Genomic DNA, 21751 nt, shown 5'->3' with positions numbered 1-21751 from the left:
CTCGGTAGGCCCGTCACCGCGACACGCGCAGGCATGCGAAGGAAAAGCTCGCGGCCTGAGCGAACGGCGCGGCTCTGAAGCCGCGCGTTCCAATTGCCAAATCAGATCGCGAACTGAGAGCGCCGACTCAGAGAGCCCGCTTAGAAGGCCCATTCAGAAAACACGATCAGAAGGCCAACCCAGAAGCCCCCTCAACAAGGCCCCCTCAACAAGCCCCCCTCAAGACCCCCTCAAGACCCCCTCAAGACCCCACAGCAAACACCCGCTCCCACAACGCCGTCACCGCCTCGCGCTCGCCCTGCACTTCATCCGGCGCCACGCGCGCCTTTTCCATGCCATCGAGCCGCATCCGGTGTTGCAGCTTGCGATAGTGCCGGTAGATGGCGCCAATCGCGTCTGCTTCATCAGCGGAAATCAGACCGCTCTGCGCGGCAATCCTGAGCAGCGAGATATTGCCCGCGTTGCGCACGAACTCGCGATGCTCGCGCGCATGCAACAACACCCAGTACTGCACGACGAACTCGATATCCACCATGCCGCCGCGATCGTGCTTCAGGTCGAACAGCGCGCTCCGGTTCGGATGCCCGTCGGCGACACGCTGACGCATCGACGCAATCTCCCGCGCCAGCGCCGCCGCATCGCGCTCCGTCACCATCACGTCCGCGCGGATCGCCTCGAACTGCGCGCCGATACCCGCATCGCCCGCGCTGAAACGCGCACGCGACAGCGCCTGATGTTCCCACACCCACGCCGTGTTGGCGGCGTCGCCCTCGCGGATCTGATAACGGCGGAAGGTATCCAGGTCGGTCACCAGCAAGCCCGACTCGCCGTTCGGACGCAGCCGCAGATCGACATCGAACAGCGTGCCCGCGCCCGTCGCCGACGTAAGCCAGGTGATCAGGCGGCGGGTGAACATCGCGTAGATCTCGGCCGCGGCGTCATCCGGATCGTCGTACAGGAAGATGAGATCCAGGTCCGACGCATAGCCCAGTTCCTTGCCGCCCAACTTGCCGTAGGCGATGACCGAAAACAGCGGCGTCTCGCGATGCCGCTTCGGGAACTGCTGCCAGACGGTCTGCACGGTGACGTCGAGCACGGCGTCGGCAAGCTCGGACAGACGGTCGCTCACGTGCTCCACCGTCAGGCGCCCGGCGAGATCGATCAGCAGGATGCGGAACACTTCGGCCTGATGCGCGTGGCGCAGCAGATCCATCTGATGCTCGGCGTCCTCGGCGGCCTGCAAGCGGGACGTCAGCGAGCGCTTGAACTGCGTCCAGTCGAACGGGCTCGCGATGGCTTCGTCGTCGAGCAGTTCATCGAGCAGCTGCGGATGGCGGATCAGGTAGCCCGCCGCCCAGCGCGAGCCGGACAGCACCGAAAGCACACGCTCCAGTGCCGCCGGATACTCGGTCAGCAGCGCCAGATAGGCGCCGCGCCGGCCGATGCCTTCGAGCAGGTCGAACAGGCGCGCGATGGTATCAGCGCGGCGGGGCGCATCGATCGACTGCACGGCTTCGAGCGCCCGCTGCGCGACGATGTCGAAACGCTCGCGGCTTTGCGGCGGCAAGCTCGCGTAGCGCGTCGAGTTCCACACGGCGGTCAGGCGCGACAGCACCGGCGCCGCGTCCGCGAAACCGAGCTCGACGAGCCGCGCGGCCAGTTCTTCCTGCGCGGAATCGTCGGCGAGCGCGCTGCTCCAGATCCACGACGCCGCCGAATCGTCCGACACGCCGCAGCCGCCCTCGCCGCTCACCTTGTCGGCGAAGATCGCGTCGAACTGCTGTTCGACGAACTCGCGATGCGCGTCGAGCGTCTCCATCAATGCCGCGTAATCCGCGAAGCCGAGCGATGCCCCGAGACGCGCGCGTTCGTCGTCGTCGACGGGCATTGCGTGCGTCTGTGCATCGTTGCGATATTGCAGCCGATGCTCGACCGTGCGCAAAAAGAGATACGCGTCCGACAGCGCCTCGCACACCGCCGGCGCGAGCAGGCCATGCGCGGCGGCTCGTTCGAGCACGGCCAGCGTCGGACGAATCCGAAAATCCGCGGCCTGCCCGCCGCGAATCAACTGGAACACCTGGGCACTGAATTCGATCTCGCGGATGCCGCCGCGCCCGAGCTTGATGTCGTCGGCCTTGTCGGGGCGCATCGAGGCGCGGCGCCGCGCTTCCTGCCGGATCTGCTGATGCAGCGCGCGGATCGCCGCGATCACGCCGTAATCGAGATAGCGGCGGTAGATGAACGGCGTCGCGATGGCTTCGAGCTGCCTGACGAGGCGCTGTCCCGATTCGCTCTCCGTCTCCGAGACGAGCCGTCCCTTGATCCACGCATAGCGTTCCCACTCGCGGCCCTGCACGTAAAAATACTCTTCGAGCATGCCGAGGCTGCACACGAGCGGTCCGGAGTCGCCGTTGGGACGCAGCCGCATGTCCACGCGGAACACATAGCCGTCCGCGGTGATTTCCGCGAGCGCGCCGATCAGCCGCCGGCCGAGCCGTGTGAAGAATTCCTGGGTCGTGAGCGCCGCGCGCGTGCCGCCGGCGGTCTCGCCGTCTTCCTCATACACAAAGATCAGGTCGATGTCCGACGACGCATTCAGTTCGCGCCCGCCAAGCTTGCCCATGCCGACCACGCCAAGCGTCAGCCGCTCGCCTTCCGGTCCGCGCGGCTCGCCGAACAACGCTTCGAGATCCGCCGAAAGCACGGCGAGCGCGCGCTGCACGGTCACTTCGGCGAGATCGGTCATGGCGCCGGTGACTTCGGCGACATCCGCCGCGCCCGCGAGATCGCGTTCCATCACCGTGCAGAACACGTCCGTCCTTACGCGTCGCAGCGCGGTCTTGAGCGCGGCTTCGTCGAGCGCGCCGTGTGCGGCGCGCGACGCGCAGTGCGCGTCGAGCCGTGCTTCGATCCATTGCCGCGTGACGGGCGCCTGCCGCCACTCCGCCACGCTGGACGCCAGTTCGGGACGCGCGGCATAGGCGCGCGCTGCATAGTTGGAATAGTCGGAACTGCGGAGAGTGGCGTCGGTCATGAAAGGTTGGGTTCGCTCATTGCTTCTGCTCTTTACTTTCTGAAATGTCCCGGACCCCGCGCAATGCCGTCCGAGTCTTGCCGGGCGCGGCTCTGCGCGCTTTCACGAGCGCACGGACGGCGGCGGTCAACGCCATGCCCGTGTTACATTTCAGCGTCAAACACGCAAAACTACCATATCGCCGATTAGCCGCAGCATGTCCGACAGCAGACGATCCGTCGACCCGACCGAAGTTGGACAAGCCCAGCCCAGCGGCAACGCCGAGCGCGTGCTTTCGCGCGTCTTCAGAATCGTTCTGGTCATCGCGGCGGTCCTCTATTTCGCGGTGGCGGCCCTCTACATCGGCTTGCGTTACATCGTGCTGCCGCAGGTCGATTCGTTCCGGCCGCGCATCGAGCAGATGGTCTCGTCGAAGATTCATGCGCAGTTGCATATCGGACGGATTTCCGCGCGCTGGTCGGGCCTCTCGCCGACACTCGACATCGACAACCTGCGCATCGACGCCGCCGACGGTTCGCCCGGACTCGCCGTGCCGCACGCCAGCGCGAGCATCGCGTGGAGTTCGCTGGTGCGGCTGCGGCCCAAGCTCGCCGACCTGATCGTCGACGGGCCGGACGTGATCATCGCGCGCAATCCGGACGGCGCGCTGAGCGTCGCCGGCGTGCCGCTTCCCACGCACCGCACCGGTTCGAACGCATTCACGACCTGGCTGCTCGGCCAGGACCGCATTCTTCTGCGCGACGGCACGCTGCGCTGGCGCGACGCGCAGCGCGCCGCGCCCGAGATTGCGTTCAAGCGCCTGCAATTCGTGATCGTCAACCAGGGCACGCGCCATCGCGCCGCGCTCCAGGCGCCCGCCGACGGCGACGTGCTGCACGGGCCGCTCGACCTGCGCGCCGACTTCCGCCATCAGCCGTTCTCCGCGATGGGCGCGCCCGCGAACTGGAGCGGCCGGCTCTACGCGTCCACCGGGCCGGTCGATCTGCCGACGCTCGCGCGCTACGTGAAACTGCCCTTCCAGATGTTCGGCGGCCAGATCAACAACGAGATCTGGCTCAACTTCGCGGGCGGTCAGTTGCAGAACGCGACCGGCGAACTGACCGGCTCGAAGATCAGCTTGCGCGTACACCCGACACAGCCGCGCCTCGACCTGCCGATCGCGCGCTTCGGCTGGACGGTCGACAAGGACGACACCGCCTACACGCTCGGACTGCGCAACCTGCACGCCGAACTCGGCCAGTTGCCGCTCGACGATGGCACGCCGGTGTCGCGCCTGCTGGTGTCGCGTCTGCTCACGGCCACCTACCGGCCGCCGAGCGTCGGCAAGGGACAACTGTTGCGGCTGACGGGCGATACCGTCGACATCGGCATCCTGGCGGAATTCGTGCGCGCGCTGCCGGTGCCGGCGAAGGTCCTCAACGAGCTGGTGCGCTTCAATCCGCGCGGCCAGGTGTCCAACTACACGATCTACACGGAACGGACCGCGCCGAAAACCGAAGAGGAAGCGGCCCAGCAGCACAAGAAGGGTGACGCCCCGCTGCTGCATTACGCCTTCAAGGGCGATCTCCAGGGACTGAGCGTGCAGGCCCAGGAACCGCCGCCGGGTCTCACGGTGAACAACCATCCGCGCGCGGGCATTCCGGGTGTCGAGAACCTGTGGGGCGCGGTCGACGCCAACGAGAAGGAAGGCCGCATCACCCTCGACACGAAGAACGCGGCGATCATCATTCCCGGCGCGTTCGACGACCCGCGCCTCACCTTCGATACGCTGCAAGGCAAGGTGAACTGGAGCGTCGCCGATGCGATTGCGCCCGGCGAGCAGCGTCGCGCGTTCAAGATCCATGTCGATACGCTGCGCATCCGCAATGCCGACGCCGAGGCTGAAGCCACCGCCGACTACTGGAACCAGGGGCACGGTCGCGGCAACCTGGACCTGAAGGCGAAGGTTGCGCATCTGAAGGTCACGCGTCTGGTGCGCTATCTGCCGACCAGCCTGAACGAGCGCGTGCGCGTGTATCTCGGCCACGCATTGCAGGCGGGCACCGCGAAGAACGGCACGATCGAAGTGCACGGCGACCTCACGCGCTTCCCATACGCCAAGTTTCCGAATGACGGCGTGTTCAGGATCAACGCGCCCTTCACCGGCGGCAAGTTCGATCCCACGCCGTTCCCGCCGCGCACGATGGCCAACGGCCTGCCGAACTTCTGGCCGGCGTTCGAGGGCATCGACGGCACCTTTACGCTCGCGCAGAACAAGCTCGGCTTCGACATCGACCGCGGCCATTACCGTGGCGTGAAGGTGTCGAAGGTGATCGGGCATATCGACGACACCGGCAATCGCGAGACCAAGCTGTGGATCGACGGGAAAGCGCGCGGACCGCTTGCCGACATGCTGCAATACGTGGATGACAGCTCGCTCGGCCTGATGGCGAAGCACCGCACGCGCAACATCGCGGCAAAGGGCGACGCCCTGCTCGACCTGACGCTCGGCATTCCGCGCTACCGTCCGCCCGCGCCGCAGCCGCCGCTCAAGACCGACTACAAGGGCTCGCTCACTTTCGCCGACAACGAAGTGGCCTACGGCAAACTGCCGCCGCTCACGCATCTGCGCGGCCGTGCCGATTTCGGCGCCAAGACCGTCACGCTCGATGGACTGACCGCGCAACTGCTCGGCGGCGACGTGCGCGCGAAAGGCGGCGTGCAGCCGGACGGCAGTTATGCGATCGACGTGAATGGCCGCCTCGGCGCGGACGCGGCGGAACGGCTGAATACGCACATCAGCCCGCAGGTGGTGCAGTTCATGAAGCGCATCAACGGCACCGCGCCCTACGAGATGCACGTGCGCGGCACGAAGAACGCGCTGCCGAACGTGCAGGCAAGTTCGGATCTCACGGGCCTCTCGATCGATCTGCCCGCGCCGTTCGGCAAGGCGCAAGGCACGCCGATGCCGTTCTCGTTCAGCTTCGAGCCCACGCCTGGCGGTCCGTCCGACCTGCACGACGCAGAGTTCACCCTGGGCCCGGTGCGCGCGCACTATGTTCTGCAACAGATCGGCCGCGCGCAGGTGAAGATCGATCCGCAGAACGCCGCCGAACCGATGAACATGCGCGCGCAACTGAAGGTGGCACGCGGCGCGATTGCCGTGAACAAGCCGGCGGATCTGCCGGCCGAGGGCGTGAGCGCCGTCGTGGATCTCGACGAGCTCGACGCCGACGCCTGGCGGAAGACCTTCGCGGAAATCAGCGCGGCAACGCCGGCACCCGCTGTCGCCGCCAATGCGGACGCCGACGCGCCGCGTCCGCCCTTGAGCGAGAACGTGCGGCAGTTCATCCCGACGCGCGCCGCCATTCACTTCACGACGCTCAGACTGCTCGACCGGAAATGGGAGAACGTCGTGATCGGCGCGAGCGAGACGGATCGCAAGTGGCAGGCGAACGTGGCGTCGAATCAGGTGTCGGGCTATCTTGCCTGGACGCCGGGCGCGACCCGCGCGAGCCCTGGCACCTTGCAGGCGCGCTTCGCCAAGGTCGTGATTCCGGAGAAGACCGAGAACGATCTCGTTGGCCGGGTAATCCGCAAGCCGCCGCGCAACATGCCGACAATCGATCTCATCGTCAACGAACTGGTGTTTCGCGGTCACAACCTCGGGCGGCTCGAAGTGGATGCGCACAACGAAGTTGCCGTCGACGAACCGATCTGGATGCTCGACAAGCTCGAACTCGACAACCCCGACGCCACCCTCACCGCCCGCGCAACATGGCGCACGCTGCCGGGCGCCGCGACGACGACCGCGCAGCCTGACACCCTGCCCTACGACACTGACGACGGCATCCCGCGCCGCACCTCGCTCGACTTCCGTCTCGATGTCAGGAACGGCGGCCAGTTGATCGACCGCTTTGGCGTGCCGCATGTGGTGAACGCGGGCAACGGCACGGTGTCCGGCGAGGCAGCCTGGAACGGCGGCCCGACCACGCCCGATCCGAACACGCTCGAAGGCAAGCTCGCCGTGGATCTGCATCACGGCCAGATACTGCGGGCGCCGGGCGCGGCGAAATGGCTCGGCATCTTCAGCCTTCGCAGCCTCGCGAACCTGCTGACGCTGCATTTCGAGGACGTCGTCGGCAAGGGGCTGCCGTTCGAGAAGATCACGGGCAACGCGCACATCGCCGACGGCATCGGCCGCACGGACGATTTCCTGATGGTCACGTCGCCCGCGCGCGTGCAGATGCAAGGTCTGGTCGATCTGCCGAAGCAGACGCAAGACCTCCATGTGAAGGTGATTCCGACTGTCGGCGCAGGCGTGGCCGCGATTCCTGCCGCGGTCATCAACCCGCTTCTCGGACTCGGCGTGCTGGCGGCGGATATCGCGCTGTCGGCGTCGATCCGCAAGGCCTTCGCCGTCGACTACGCCATCACCGGCTCCTGGACCAAACCGGTCGTCCAGCGACTCAAGGGCGATCAGGGTAAGATCGAAACACCCGCGGCCGCCGCTGCGCCGAGCGCCGTCCAGTGAGAAAACGGATGTGCGCCCGTCACGGCGGCGCTGAATTCGTCCTTTTCAACTCGTCCCCTTTTTTCATCAGCGCACCCAGGACATGAGCGAAACATCGAGCGAAGGCGCGGCCCCGTTCCAGGTCGCCGCGCTGCAGATGGTCAGCACGCCGGACCGCGAGCGCAATCTGGCCGCAGCCGGACAACTCATCACAGAAGCCGCCCGCCGCGGCGCGCAATTGGTTCTCCTGCCCGAGTATTTCTGCTTCATGGGCTTCAAGGATACGGACAAGCTCGCGATCCGCGAGGAGCCGGGCAACGGTCCCGTGCAGCAGTTTCTGGCAGACGCGGCGCGCGAGCATCGCGTGTGGATCATCGGCGGGACGCTGCCGCTGCAATCGCCGGAAGCGGAGCGCGTGCTCAACACGACGCTCGTCTTCGATCCGCACGGCAAGCAGGTCGCGCGCTACGACAAGATTCATCTGTTCAATTTCGAAAAGGGCGAGGAATCGTTCGACGAAGCGCGCACCATCTGTCCCGGCAGCGACGTGCGCACGTTCGAGGCGCCGTTCGGCCGTGTCGGTTTGTCGGTGTGTTACGACCTGCGCTTTCCGGAGCTGTACCGCCAGCTCGGCGACTGCGCGCTGATGGTCGTGCCCTCGGCCTTTACCTGGACCACCGGCAAGGCGCACTGGGAAACGCTGCTCAAGGCACGTGCCGTCGAGAACCAGTGCTATGTGCTGGCCGCGGCGCAAGGCGGCACGCACGAGAACGGACGCCGCACCTGGGGTCACAGCATGCTGATCGACCCATGGGGCGAAATCGTCGATGTGAAGGACGAGGGCCCAGGCGTCGTGCTCGGCGGCATCGATGCGCAGCGCATCGCCGCCGTGCGGCAGAGTCTGCCGGCGTATCGGCACCGCGTACTTGCGTAGAAGTCGCGTAGAAGACTTGAAGATGCGGGTTTCTCCCCGCACATGAACTGACAGAATCAGACCGTAGAATAGTCTTGGATTCGTCTGAATTAACACCGACCGCGTTGCAATCGACGCAACAGGCACCGAACAGGCACCGCATGAACATCATCGAACCCGGCATTCGCAACCTGGTCACGGCAAAAGACGTTTTGCTCACGCCGTACGGCCTCGACGAAGGGCTGATCACCCGCACGCTCGCGGAAATTTTCGAGCATCGCATCGACTACGCCGACCTCTATTTCCAGTCCACGCGCAGCGAAGCGTGGAGCCTGGAGGAAGGGATCGTCAAATCCGGCAGTTTCAGCATCGATCAGGGGGTCGGCGTGCGCGCCGTCTCTGGCGAACGCACCGCCTTCGCCTACTCGGACGATCTCTCGGCCGACTCCATCCGCCAGGCGGCCATCGCGACCCGCGCGATTGCGAAAGCCGGCGGCGGCAAGCACAAGATCAAGTCGGCCAGCACGCTCACGGGCGTCTCCGGCCGCGACCTGTACCTGCCCGCCGATCCGCTGCATTCGCTCGATGCGCAGGCCAAGGTCAAGCTGCTGGAACGCGTCGAACAGATGGCGCGCGGCAAGGACCCGCGCATCACGCAGGTGATGGCGGGCATGGCCGGCGAGTACGATGTCGTGCTGGTCGCGCGCAGCGACGGCGCGCTCGCCGCCGACGTGCGTCCGCTGGTGCGCGTCTCGGTGACGGTGATCGCCGAACAGAACGGCCGTCGCGAGATCGGCACGGGCGGCGGCGGCGGACGTTTCGACTACGGCTATTTCACGGACACGGTGCTGCAAAAATACGTCGATGACGCCGTGCATGCCGCGCTCGTAAATCTCGAAGCACGCCCCGCGCCGGCCGGCGCGATGACCGTCGTGCTCGGGCCGGGCTGGCCGGGCGTGCTGCTGCACGAGGCGATCGGCCATGGTCTGGAAGGCGACTTCAACCGCAAGGGCTCGTCGGCATTTGCTGGACGGATCGGCGAACAGGTCGCGGCGAAGGGCGTCACCGTGGTCGACGACGGCACGCTGCCGAACCGGCGCGGCTCGCTCAACATCGACGACGAAGGCAATCCGACCCAGTGCACGACGCTGATCGAGGACGGCATCCTCAAGGGCTACATCCAGGACTCGCTCAACGCGCGTCTGATGAAGATGCCCGTGACCGGCAATGCGCGCCGCGAATCCTACGCCGCGCTGCCGATGCCGCGCATGACCAACACCTACATGCTCAATGGCGACAAGGATCCGCAGGAGATCATCGCGTCCGTGAAGAACGGCTTGTACGCGGTGAACTTCGGCGGCGGTCAGGTCGACATCACCAACGGCAAGTTCGTGTTCTCGGCCTCCGAGGCGTACATGATCGAGAACGGCAAGGTCACGTATCCGGTGAAGGGCGCGACGCTGATCGGCAGCGGCCCGGAGTCGCTCAAGTATGTGACGATGATCGGCAACGACATGTCGCTCGACAGCGGCGTCGGCGTGTGCGGCAAGGAAGGCCAGAGCGTGCCGGTGGGCGTCGGCCAGCCGACGCTTCGCATCGAGAAGATGACCGTGGGCGGCACCGTCTGATTATGCGAAGAACGTGCGGATTTTCCGCGTCGCCCAAGCTCGAAACGTGCGTTTCGATTAAAAACGATGCGGAATTTCCGCGTTCTTCGCTCCACAGGCTTGCCAGCTTCGCGTCCCAGAGGTTATAAACGCAGACACCACTTTTTCGCCCGTCCTGATTCCGCCATGTCCGCCAAGTTTTATTTTTATTTCTTTTGGCATCTCAAGCCGCTGGCGGATGGAGAGGGGTGAGTACCGGTTGAACAAACCAAATTCCCGAAAAACCGCCAGCGAGTCTGGCGGTTTTTTTTCGCCTTGCCGCCCTGCCGAATATCGCTGGACCTGCCCTGTTGGAGAGATGAAATGCCCCCGCACAATACCGATGACGTCCGCATCCGTGAATTGAAAGAGCTGACCCCGCCCGCGCATCTGATTCGCGAATTCCCCTGTGCCGAACCGGTTTCCGAACTCATCTACAACGCGCGGCAGTCGATGCACCGCATTCTCCACGGCATGGACGACCGGCTGATCGTCATCATCGGGCCGTGCTCCATTCATGATCCGAAGGCGGCGATCGAGTACGCCGGACGCCTCATCGAGCAGCGCAAGCGCTTCGCGGGCGAGCTGGAAATCGTCATGCGCGTGTATTTCGAGAAACCGCGCACGACGGTGGGCTGGAAAGGGCTCATCAACGATCCGTACATGGACAACAGCTTCAAGATCAACGACGGCCTGCGCGCCGCGCGCGAGCTGCTGATGCACATCAACGAACTCGGGCTGCCTGCCGGCACGGAGTACCTCGACATGATCAGCCCGCAGTACATCGCGGACCTGATCTCCTGGGGTGCGATCGGCGCGCGAACGACGGAGTCGCAAGTGCATCGCGAGCTGGCTTCGGGGCTGTCGTGTCCGGTTGGCTTCAAGAACGGCACGGACGGCAATGTGAAGATCGCCGTCGATGCGATCAAGGCGGCCTCGCAGCCGCACCATTTCCTGTCGGTGACGAAGGGCGGTCATTCGGCGATCGTCTCCACCGCCGGCAACGAGGACTGCCACATCATCCTGCGCGGCGGCAAGACGCCGAACTACGACGCGGCGAGCGTCGATGCTGCATGCAGCGACATCGGCAAGGCCGGTCTGGCGGCGCGTCTGATGATCGATGCAAGCCACGCGAACAGTTCGAAAAAGCATGAGAACCAGATTCCGGTGTGCGCGGATATCGGGCGTCAGCTGGCTGCGGGCGATGAACGGATTGTCGGCGTGATGGTCGAGTCGCATCTGATCGCTGGACGACAGGACCTGAAGGAAGGCTGCGAGCTGGCTTATGGGCAGAGCGTCACCGATGCGTGCATCGGATGGGACGAGAGCGTCGGGGTGCTCGAGGGGCTGGCGGAATCGGTCAAGTTGCGGCGGGTGGCGCGGGGTGGGGGGAACTAGGCGCTGAAGTTCAGCGTTTATCGCGGACCTGGTCGAGCTCACGCGCGGCTGCAGCGGCATACTGCTCGTCCTCGCCCGCGAGTTCGCCCTTCGAGCGCAATCCTTCGAAGATGTCCTGGCTCCGGCGCAGCCAGACAGCCCGTTGCTCCGCAGTCTGACCGGTGACCGTACCGAGCCGTAACAGTGTGATGGCGAGGTCGGTGCGCCATTCGGCATTGGTCGGATCGCTTCGAAGGAGTGCCTCGGAGCCATGCATCGAATCGGTCAACGACACCTGTGCGAGTGCGCTGTCACCGCTCGCTTCGTGCGCGAATCCCACTTTTCTCTGACTGAGCGCGGCAGCGCGTTTCCATTCCAGATTCGATTCATCCTGCTTGACGAGTTCAAGCGAGAGGGCGAGCGCCTCCTGATAGCTCGACAGCGCACTTTTGAAGTTCCGGTTGCCGAACTGGAGATTGCCCATGCGCATGCAGGTGTACGCGAGATCGTCCTTCCATTCGAGATTCTTCGGGTCTTGCGCGACGAGCGCCCGGCGAATCGTCAATGCCTGTGCATAGTTTTCCTGCGCCTCCACACGCTTTCTCTGCCCAATCTGGGCGTTGCCCATCCGCTGCAGAATCTTGGCTTCGTTGCTGCTCCAGAGCGGCCTGTCGGCGTCGGACGGAGGAAGCGCGACACGCCGCGCCTGCTCGAATGCCGTCAGCGCTTTTTCATAGTCGAGTTGCTGAACGTACGCATCGCCAATCTTTTGCCAGGTCGACGACAAACCCAGCGCGATGACCGCATCCGCCGGCCGACCTCTCAGCAGCCGCTCCCTGACTTCGACCGAATTCTGATATTCGCGCAGCGCCTTGGCCCATTCCCGCCTCAGAACATGCAGGTCGCCCACGCGTTGATACAGCGCCGCGCGGGCGCGCAGGATCCCGGTCATGTCGGCGCCGGCATCGGCATACGGACTCGACACATCCAGTCCTTCCCGATAACGGACCAGCGCAGCATCGGGCTTTCCAAGCACGACGAGCGCATCGCCGGAACGCAGCAAGCTCGCCGCCATCGCATGTTCGTAGCCGCCTGGACGGCCCCTCGACGCACGCTGCTGTCCGGCGAGGGTTCGCGCCTTCTCGAAGGTCGCCAGCGCCTCCTGGGTATGGCCGGAGATCATCAGCAGATCGCCGAGCCTGAGCAGATTCCACGGATTGTCCGGTTCGTAGCGCGCCGCGCGCTCGTAGGCCGCAATCGCCGTCTGGGTGTCCGACAGCGACGCCAGCGCACCCTGGTCGATAGCCAGTGTCGCCGCGCGCTCGCGCTGCGCCGCGCTGTCGGCGCCGTCGAGTTCCGCCGCTTTCAACGCGGCAAACTCCTGCTGGCGCAGCAACGCCTGAGCCGGTCCGGTGTCGCCGACGGCGAGCAGATCGGCCGCATCGCGGCTGGCCTTGTCGGCGGCCGGCTGACGCGCGGCCGCCACCACAGCGGCGACGGCTTGCCGGACGTCGTCGACCTGGCGTCCCAGTTCCGCGATGGCGTCGTCCTGGCCGCGCTGCCGTTTCCTGATCTGCGCACTGGACGTCACGAGGCGCGCGACGATCACTCTCACTTGTGGATCGGCGGGATTGATGGTGACCGTGTTGCGGTCGCCGAGAATGTTCAGGGCCACGCCCCCTGGCCCCGCACGGGCGACCTGTTCGGGGGAAGTCTGCTCTTCCGCGGCACGGGCGTCTTCCGCAAGTCCTGCGAACCCTCCGAGGCTGCCCAGCACGAGCAATGACCCAAGCAGCTTCATGGCCGTGTGCCGCCTATCGTGACCTGATTGCTCGTTCCCTGTACGTTGGCCGCGACGCCATTGCTTCCCGCCATCGCGTTCTGGCTCGGCGCCGCCTGACGTTCGGATGAAGCGTGCTGAACGGGCGCTGCGGGAGCAGCGGGTGCAACGGCGGCAGGAGCGTCTTCGCGCACCGACGCATGATCGTTGCGCCCGATGAACCCCGCGCTGGCCAGCAGCGCAATCGCGGCGGCAATGCCCGCGCCAAGGAAGCGCAGGGTTTTCTGATTGGCTGGTTCTCCAAGCCAGGTCCAGACGCGTGCGCGACGTGACGCCGGGCGCGGCGGCTGCACGACATTCCCTTTTCTGGAACCCATGTCGCCTCCCCGCACCGAACCCTACGAAGCTTTCAATATAGGTCGCAATTGGGCGGAGGAAACGCCAAATTCAGCGTCCGTGCAGTCGGGGTTCAATGATCGACGGACGAGTGCCGAGCGAGAGACTACCGCCGCCACAACACATCCGTCCCCCCATCGACCCGATTCAACACCCTCGCCAGCACGAACATCAAATCCGACAACCGGTTCACATACCGCCTCGGCGCGTCATTCACACCGGCGCTTTCCACCCTTCCCAGCGCCACGATCGCCCGCTCCGCCCGCCTGCACACCGTCCGCGCGACGTGCGCCACGGCCGCCGCCCGCGACCCGCCCGGCAGAATGAATTCCTTCAACGGCGGCAGCGTCGCGTTGTACTCGGCGAGCCATTCATCGAGCTGTGCCAGATGCGACTCCTCGATCATCGAGTGCCCCGGAATGGACAGCTCACCCCCGAGATCGAACAAATGGTTCTGAATCCGTGTCAGCGCTTCGCGCACGTCGGTGGGCATGGGCTCACACAGCAGGACGCCAAGCGTCGAATTCAGTTCATCGACGTCGCCAATCGCCGCGATGCGCGCATCGTCCTTCGGCACGCGGCGACCATCGCCCAGACCGGTGGTGCCGTCGTCGCCGGTGCGCGTCGCGATCTTGCTCAATCGATGTCCCATCATCCGCTCCCGAAGTCCAAAAAATCTGCTGGCCCATTATAGGCACGCATGAACACGCCCCCAGGCGCCCATCCCGCCCCGTCGAGCCCCGCCCTAAACGCGTAAAATGAAACAGACACAGCGCACGGCCGCAGCCGAAAAGCACAGCCGTCCACGCTGACCTCAACCGGCCGCAGCGGACCGTCGAGCGAAAATGCGAACTTCGCAACGTCCGTACCCAGCGTGCCGCAGACACACCGAACCGCCGCACGACAACTCGCGCCGCCCGGAGACCCGCCCGTGAACCATCCCAACGAACCTCACGTCTTCCACAAGCGCCCCTTCCCCGCCGCGCTCCTCGAAGCCCTGCAACAGCAATTCGCCGAGCGCGTCTCCATCGCCCAGGCCGTGCGCGAACATCACGGCCGCGACGAATCGCCGTTCGACCCGCAACTTCCCGATGCCGTCGTCTTCGCGCGCAGTACGGAGGAAGTGCAGGCCATCGTCCGACTGTGCGCGCAGCACGATGTGCCGATCATTCCCTACGGCAACGGCTCGTCGCTCGAAGGCCATCTGCTCGCGGTCCAGGGCGGTGTCACGATCGACCTGTCCGAAATGAACCAGGTCGTCTCCATCAACGCCGAAGACCTCACCGTCACGGTCCAGCCGGGCATCTCGCGCAAGCAGCTGAACGAAGCGCTGCGCGACACCGGCCTGTTCTTCCCGATCGACCCCGGCGCGGACGCCAGCATCGGCGGCATGACCGCGACGCGCGCCTCCGGCACCAACGCCGTCCGCTACGGCACGATGCGCGAGAACGTCCTCGGCCTCACGGTCGTCACCTCGGACGGCCGCGTCGTCAAGACCGGCACGCGCGCCCGCAAATCGTCTGCGGGATACGACCTCACGCGGCTCTTCGTCGGCTCGGAAGGCACGCTCGGCGTGATTACTGAAATCACCGTGCGGCTCTATCCGCAACCCGAAGCCATCTCGGCCGCCGTGTGCGCGTTTCCGTCGATCGGCAATGCCGTGCGCGCAGTCATCGAAACTATCCAGATGGGTGTGCCGATCGCACGCGTCGAGTTTGTCGACACGCTCGCCGTGCGCGCCATCAACCGTCACTCGAACCTGACCTTGCGCGAAGCCCCGATGCTGTTCTTCGAGTTCCACGGCACCGAATCCGGCGTGCAGGAACAGGCGCGCACGGTGCAGGACATCGTCGCGGAACACGACGGCGCAGACTTCGAATGGGCGACCCGCCCCGAGGACCGCAGCCGGCTCTGGAACGCCCGCCACAGCGCCTACTTCGCGATGCTGCAACTCAAGCCGGGCTGCCGCGCCGTCACCACCGACGTCTGCGTGCCGATCTCCCGTCTCGCCGAATGCGTCGCTGAAACCGAACAGGACCTGATCGCCTCGACCTTGCCGTGCCCGATCGTCGGCCACGTCGGCGACGGCAATTTCCACGTCGCGATGCTGCTCGACCCGGACAAGCCCGAGGAACTGGAGGAAGCGGAGCGCATCAACCACCGGATCGTCAGCCGGGCCCTGAAGATGGGCGGCACCTGCACTGGCGAGCACGGCGTCGGGCTGCACAAGATGGGCTTCATGGTGGAAGAACATGGCGCGGACGCCATCGGCGTGATGCGTGCGATCAAACAGGCGCTCGATCCCAAAAACCTGATGAATCCGGGAAAAATCTTCGCTTTCGAAGGCTGACGAAGTCGCGCAAGATGCAAGGATGACCTGAGCGCACGCAAACACGGCGCGCTCACGAAAGCGCACTCACAGCGCAGGCATCACAAGGAGGAGACATGAACGCACCCGACGAGCTCAAGCCCGAGCACATGGCGCCGAATCTGCCGCACGAAGACGCGCCCGCGCTCACCGAAGACCAACTCGCCGCGCGTCAGCGTGAAGTGGTGCAGGCCCTGATGGCCGTGCTCCCCACGCATTGCCTGCTGTTCCGTGAAGAAGACACCGCCGCGTACGAATGCGACGGTCTCGCCGCCTACCGGCGCCTGCCGCTCGCCGTCGCGCTGCCGGAAACCGAAGCGCAGGTGCAGCGCGTAGTGCAGATCTGCAACCGTCTTGCCATTCCCATCGTGCCGCGCGGCGCGGGCACCGGCCTCTCCGGCGGCGCCATGCCGATCCGGCACGGCATCGTGCTGTCGCTGGCGCGCTTTCGCAAGATCGTCGAAGTGGATCCCTATGCGCGCACCGCCACCGTCCAGCCAGGCGTGCGCAATCTCGCCATCTCCGAAGCCGCCGCACCTTACGGGCTCTACTACGCGCCGGATCCGTCGTCGCAGATCGCATGCACCATCGGCGGCAATGTGTCCGAGAATTCCGGCGGCGTGCATTGCCTGAAGTACGGCCTGACCGTGCACAACGTGCTGCGTGTGCGCGCCGTGACCATGGATGGCGATGTCGTCGAGTTCGGCTCGCTCGGGCCGGACGCGCCCGGCCTCGATCTGCTCGCGGTGCTGATCGGCAGCGAAGGCATGTTCGCGATCGTCACCGAAATCACGGTCAAGCTGATTCCGAAGCCGCAGACCGCGCAGGTCATCATGGCCAGCTTCGACGACGTCGTGAAAGGCGGCGATGCGGTCGCGGCGATCATCGCCGCAGGCATCATCCCGGCCGGCCTCGAAATGATGGACAAGCCCGCGACGCGCGCCGTCGAACAATTCGTCAACGCGGGCTACGACCTCGACGCCGCCGCCATCCTGCTGTGCGAGTCCGACGGCACGCACGACGAAGTCGCCGAGGAAATCGTCCGCATGACGGCCGTGCTGCGCGAACACGGCGCCTCGCGCATCCAGATCTCGCGCTCCGAAGCCGAACGGCTCAAGTTCTGGTCCGGCCGCAAGAACGCGTTTCCCGCCGCGGGCCGCATCTCGCCCGACTACTACTGCATGGACGGCACCGTGCCGCGCCGCGCCATCGGGCCCTTGCTGAGACGCATCGAGGAGATGGAAAAGAAGTACGCGTTGCGCTGCATCAACGTGTTCCATGCCGGCGACGGCAACATGCATCCGCTGATTCTCTTCAACGGCAACGATCTGGACGAATGGCATCGCGCCGAAGCATTCGGCTCCGACATTCTCGAATGCTGCGTCGAGCTGGGCGGCACGGTGACGGGCGAACATGGCGTGGGCATCGAAAAGATCAATTCGATGTGCGTGCAGTTCTCGCCGGAAGAGCGCGACGCGTTCTTCGCCGTGAAGCGCGCCTTCGACCCGCCCGGCCTGCTCAATCCCGACAAGGGCATCCCGACGCGCAGCCGCTGCGCCGAGTACGGCAAGATGCACGTGCGCGGCGGCTTGCTGCCGCATCCCGAACTCGAGCGCTTCTGAAGCGCAATCTCAAGCGCCGCGCGGGCGGCGCGCGTTCCGCTATCCATGTTTCTCCGAGTGCGGCGGCGTTAAGCGGCCGGTACAATCGACCGGACAGCCGTCAGAAGTCAGCACACTGAATCAGACAAGTCGAATCACGACATCGACGCTCAGACGGAACACTCATGGAACAGGACGACATCGTCGCCGGCTGGTCGGAACGGATCGCCCGGGCCACCGGCAACGGCACGCCGCTGCGCATCCGCGGCGGCGGCACGAAGGACTGGTACGGCCAGACGCTCCAGGGAGAGATTCTCGACGCGCGCGCGTATCGCGGCATCATCGCCTACGATCCCGCTGAACTCGTCATCACCGCCCGCGCCGGGACGCCGCTCGTCGAGATCGAAACGGCGCTGCGCGAACACGGCCAGATGCTGCCGTTCGAACCACCCCACTTCGGCCGCAATGCAACGCTCGGCGGCTGCATCGCCGCGGGACTCGCCGGCCCGCGCCGCGCCTGGACCGGCGCACCGCGCGACTTCGTGCTGGGCGCCGTCGTCATGAACGGCCAGGGCCAGGTGCTGCGCTTCGGCGGTCAGGTGGTCAAGAACGTCGCGGGCTACGACGTCGCGCGGCTTCTCGCCGGTTCGCTCGGCACGCTCGGTCTGATCCTCGAACTCTCCATCAAGGTGCTGCCGCGTCCCGTCGCCGAAGCCACGCTCAAGTTCGACATGCACGCCACCGACGGCGTGCGCAAGCTCAACGAATGGGGCGGCCATGCGCTGCCGATCTGCGGCAGCGCATGGCGCGACGGCACGCTCGCGCTGCGTCTCGCCGGCGCGGAAGCGGCCGTGAAGACGGCCCGCACCGCGCTCGGCGGCGAAGTGGTGGACGCGGTCGAAGCGGACCGCTTCTGGATCGGCATGCGGGAGCAGACGGATCCGTTCTTCGCGGTGATCGAGCCGCGTTCGGCGCTGTGGCGGCTCGCGCTGCCGTCGATCGCGGAGCCGCTGCATCTGCCCGGCGCGCAATTGATGGAATGGGGCGGCGCACAGCGCTGGTGGATCACCGACACCGATCCGCAGACCGTGCGCATCAGCGCCAAGCAGGCCGGCGGCCACGCGACCATTTTCCGCGCGGGCTCCGCTTATGACCGCAATGCGGGTGTGTTCACGCCGCTGCCCGCGCCGCTGATGAAGATTCATCGCGGGCTGAAGACGGCTTTCGATCCGGCGCGCATCTTCAATCGCGCGCGGCTGTATCCCGATTTCTAGACGCATCGCTGGCCGAACCGGAACTGAACGATGCAAACGAATCTCGCCGACTTCATCCGCGGCACCGCTGACGGCGACGAAGCCGACGCCATCCTGCGCAAATGCGTGCATTGCGGCTTCTGCACGGCGACCTGCCCGACCTATCAACTGCTCGGCGACGAACTCGACGGCCCCCGCGGGCGCATCTACCTGATGAAGCAGATGTTCGAAGGCGCGCCGGTCACGCGCAGCACGCAATTGCATCTGGACCGCTGCCTCACGTGCCGCAACTGCGAAAGCACCTGTCCTTCGGGCGTGCAGTATGGGCGGCTGGTCGAGATCGGCCGCAAGGTGGTGGAAGAGAAAGTCGAGCGGCCTGTGCGGCAGCGCTTGCAGCGTCGTCTGCTTGCGAGCTTCCTGCCCAACAGCACGCTGTTCACGCCGGCCATGAAGCTCGGCCAGCAGTTCCGCGGCCTGCTGCCGCGCTCGCTGCGCGCGAAGATTCCGTTGGCCGAGCGCCCGCTCGCCGCGCCCACGCGCAAGCACGAACGCAAGATGCTGATGCTGGCCGGCTGCGTGCAGCCCGCGATGATGCCGAACGTGAACACGGCCACGGCGCGCGTGTTCGATGCGCTCGGCATCGAGATGGTGACCGCGCCGGATGCGGGCTGCTGCGGCGCGATTCGCCTGCACCTGGGCTACAACGACGACGCGCTCGACGACGTGCGCAACAACATCGACGCGTGGTGGCCGTACGTGGAAGACGGCATCGAGGCGATCATCATGAATGCCTCCGGCTGCGGTGCGACGGTGAAGGAATATGCACACCTGCTGCGCCACGATCCGAAGTACGCGGAGAAGGCGCAGCGCATCGTCGACATCACGCGCGACCTGGCCGAGATCCTGCCGATCTACGAAGAAGAGCTCGTCGCGCTGGCGCGGCGGCGCAGCGTGCATACGGTGGCGTTTCATCCGCCCTGCACGTTGCAGCACGGCCAGCAGATTCGCGGACACGTCGAGCAGTTGCTGACCGCCCTCGGCCTCGACGTGCGCCTGCCCGCCGACGCTCACCTGTGCTGCGGTTCGGCGGGAACCTACTCGGTGCTGCAGCCGAAGCTCTCCTATACGCTGCGCAACCAGAAACTCGACCGGCTCGAGAAAGTCGAGCCGCAGTTGATCGTATCGGCGAATGTGGGCTGCATTGCGCATCTGCAAAGCGGCACGTCCACGCCCGTCACGCACTGGATCCAGCTCGTCGAGCACCTGATCTACGGATGAGCCGTTCGTATAATGACGCGTCGCTCGTCAAGCCCTCTCAAGGCCGTTTTCAAGCATGTCCATTGATCAACATCTCGAAGAAGTCCGGCAGCGCATCGCCCAGGCCGCGCATGACGCATCGCGCGATGCGTCGTCGGTCGCGCTGCTCGCCGTCACCAAGACCTTCCCCGCCGCCGACGTGCGCGCCGCCTTCGAAGCCGGCCAGCGCGCCTTCGGCGAAAACTACGTGCAGGAAGGCATCGGCAAGATCGCCGAACTCGCGGATCTGCGCCGCGACATCGAATGGCATTTCATCGGGCCGCTGCAATCGAACAAGACGCGCGTGGTCGCCGAGCAGTTCGACTGGGTGCATTCCATCGACCGCCTGAAGATTGCCGAGCGGCTCTCCGCGCAACGTCCCGAAGGTACGCCGGCGCTCAACGTCTGCCTTCAGGTGAACGTGAGCGGCGAGGCCTCGAAGAGCGGCGTCGAGCCGCACGAGGCCGCCGCGCTCGCGCATGCGGTCGCGGCGCTGCCCGGCCTGCGGCTGCGCGGCCTGATGGCGATTCCCGAACCCGCCGACACGCTCGACGCCCAACGCCAGCCGCACGCGCGCCTGCGCGAACTGATGGCCGCGCTGCGTGCCGACGGCCTCGCGCTCGACACGCTCTCGATGGGCATGTCCGCCGATCTCGAAGCCGCCGTGCTCGAAGGCGCGACGATGGTGCGCATCGGCACCGCGATCTTCGGCAGGCGCACTACCCCTCACTGACTCTTCTCTCATCATGAAAATCGCATTCATCGGCGGCGGCAACATGGCCGCGGCGCTCATCGGCGGACTTATCAAGCGCGGCACGGCGCCCGCCGACATCTTCGCCATCGACATCAACGACGAAGCCCGCGCGCGCACCGCGAAGCAGTTCGGCGTGGCGACCGGCGCCGCCATCGACGGGCAACTCGCCGGCTTCGACGCCATCGTGCTCGCCGTGAAGCCGCAAGTCCTCAAGAGCGTGGGCGAAGCGCTCGCGCCGCATCTGTCGAAGCAGACCGTCATCAGCATTGCCGCGGGCATCCGGGCAACCGACCTGTCGCGCTGGCTCAACGGTTATGCGCAGATCGTGCGCACGATGCCGAACACGCCGGCGCTGATCGGCATGGGTGTCACGGGTCTCGCCGCGCTGCCGGGCGTGAGCGAGGCTGCGAAGGCGCTGGCGTCGCAGGTGCTCGAAGCCGTCGGGACGGCCGTCTGGTTCGACGACGAAGCGCAACTCGACGCCGTCACCGCGATCTCGGGCAGCGGCCCGGCCTACGTGTTCTATTTCATCGAAGCGATGCAGGAAGCGGCACGCCGCCTCGGCCTCGACGATGAACAAGGCCGCGCGCTCGCCGTCGCCACCTTCACGGGCGCGGCGCAACTGGCGGCGCAATCGGGGGAACCAGCAAGCGTATTGCGCGAACGCGTGACCTCGAAGGGCGGCACGACGGCGGCGGCGCTCGCTTCGTTCGACGCGCAAGGCGTGAAGGAAGCGATCGTGCGCGGCGCGTTGGCCGCCGAGGCGCGTGCAAAGGAAATGGGCGACGAACTGGGCGCGGCCTGAGTTTTCAGCCTCAATGCGCTGGAGACGACAACGGCA

At 65.8% G+C, this 21751-nt stretch carries 13 protein-coding genes and 1 pseudogene; 10 read left to right on the top strand and 4 right to left on the bottom strand.

Annotated elements, in window-relative coordinates; genetic code table 11:
- Positions 1-241: 241 nt before the first annotated feature.
- Positions 242-3058: pseudogene (gene glnE, locus QCE88_RS03465) on the bottom strand (bifunctional [glutamate--ammonia ligase]-adenylyl-L-tyrosine phosphorylase/[glutamate--ammonia-ligase] adenylyltransferase); the annotation flags it as partial.
- A gap of 172 nt (positions 3059-3230) precedes the next feature.
- Here glnE and QCE88_RS03460 point away from each other — a divergent pair.
- The 4 genes from QCE88_RS03460 to aroG all read left to right on the top strand — a co-directional run bounded on the left by QCE88_RS03460 (position 3231) and on the right by aroG (position 11483).
- Positions 3231-7547, top strand: coding sequence for a YhdP family protein (locus QCE88_RS03460; protein WP_309899193.1), 4317 nt, complete (start codon positions 3231-3233; stop codon positions 7545-7547).
- An 82-nt stretch (positions 7548-7629) separates the two neighbouring features.
- On the top strand, positions 7630-8460 hold the full coding sequence (locus tag QCE88_RS03455; protein WP_309899191.1) for a carbon-nitrogen hydrolase family protein: 831 nt from the start codon (positions 7630-7632) through the stop codon (positions 8458-8460).
- A gap of 140 nt (positions 8461-8600) precedes the next feature.
- On the top strand, positions 8601-10067 hold the full coding sequence (tldD, locus tag QCE88_RS03450; protein WP_309899189.1) for a metalloprotease TldD: 1467 nt from the start codon (positions 8601-8603) through the stop codon (positions 10065-10067).
- A 342-nt stretch (positions 10068-10409) separates the two neighbouring features.
- On the top strand, positions 10410-11483 hold the full coding sequence (gene aroG, locus QCE88_RS03445; protein ID WP_309899188.1) for a 3-deoxy-7-phosphoheptulonate synthase AroG: 1074 nt from the start codon (positions 10410-10412) through the stop codon (positions 11481-11483).
- A gap of 10 nt (positions 11484-11493) precedes the next feature.
- Here the strand turns inward: aroG and QCE88_RS03440 are convergent, their stop codons facing one another.
- The 3 genes from QCE88_RS03440 to QCE88_RS03430 form a co-directional block, all read right to left on the bottom strand.
- The gene (locus QCE88_RS03440; protein WP_309899186.1) at positions 11494-13263 is read right to left on the bottom strand and encodes a tetratricopeptide repeat protein; all 1770 of its coding nucleotides are present in this window, start codon (positions 13261-13263) and stop codon (positions 11494-11496) included.
- The gene (locus QCE88_RS03435) at positions 13260-13619 is read right to left on the bottom strand and encodes a hypothetical protein (protein WP_309899184.1); all 360 of its coding nucleotides are present in this window, start codon (positions 13617-13619) and stop codon (positions 13260-13262) included. The genes QCE88_RS03440 and QCE88_RS03435 overlap by 4 nt, the downstream gene beginning before the upstream one ends.
- Positions 13620-13744: 125 nt before the next feature.
- Positions 13745-14290: a cob(I)yrinic acid a,c-diamide adenosyltransferase gene (locus QCE88_RS03430; RefSeq protein WP_309899182.1), complete on the bottom strand. Its 546-nt coding sequence runs from the start codon at positions 14288-14290 to the stop codon at positions 13745-13747.
- Positions 14291-14569: 279 nt separating this feature from the next.
- On the opposite strand from QCE88_RS03430, the gene QCE88_RS03425 reads away from it, so the two are divergent.
- From QCE88_RS03425 to proC, 6 genes are all read left to right on the top strand, one after another.
- Positions 14570-15988, top strand: coding sequence for an FAD-linked oxidase C-terminal domain-containing protein (locus QCE88_RS03425; RefSeq protein ID WP_309899180.1), 1419 nt, complete (start codon positions 14570-14572; stop codon positions 15986-15988).
- A gap of 128 nt (positions 15989-16116) precedes the next feature.
- Positions 16117-17628, top strand: coding sequence for an FAD-linked oxidase C-terminal domain-containing protein (locus tag QCE88_RS03420; protein ID WP_309903367.1), 1512 nt, complete (start codon positions 16117-16119; stop codon positions 17626-17628).
- A 164-nt stretch (positions 17629-17792) separates the two neighbouring features.
- Positions 17793-18881 carry a glycolate oxidase subunit GlcE gene (gene glcE / locus QCE88_RS03415; RefSeq protein WP_309899179.1) on the top strand — a complete coding sequence of 363 codons (1089 nt, stop codon included), beginning with the start codon at positions 17793-17795 and terminating at the stop codon, positions 18879-18881.
- Positions 18882-18911: 30 nt separating this feature from the next.
- Positions 18912-20138, top strand: a complete 1227-nt coding sequence (glcF, locus tag QCE88_RS03410; protein ID WP_309899177.1) for a glycolate oxidase subunit GlcF — start codon at positions 18912-18914, stop codon at positions 20136-20138.
- A 55-nt stretch (positions 20139-20193) separates the two neighbouring features.
- Positions 20194-20889, top strand: a complete 696-nt coding sequence (locus QCE88_RS03405; protein WP_309899175.1) for a YggS family pyridoxal phosphate-dependent enzyme — start codon at positions 20194-20196, stop codon at positions 20887-20889.
- A gap of 13 nt (positions 20890-20902) precedes the next feature.
- Complete coding sequence (gene proC / locus QCE88_RS03400) at positions 20903-21715, top strand: pyrroline-5-carboxylate reductase (protein ID WP_309899173.1); 813 nt, start codon at positions 20903-20905, stop codon at positions 21713-21715.
- The last annotated feature ends 36 nt before the right edge of the window (positions 21716-21751 follow it).

The sequence above is a fragment of the Caballeronia sp. LZ035 genome (assembly GCF_031451175.1).
In the GTDB taxonomy this organism is placed as follows: Bacteria; Pseudomonadota; Gammaproteobacteria; order Burkholderiales; family Burkholderiaceae; genus Caballeronia.
Note: the sequence above shows the minus strand (reverse complement) of the source record. Positions and strands in the feature narration are given on the sequence as shown.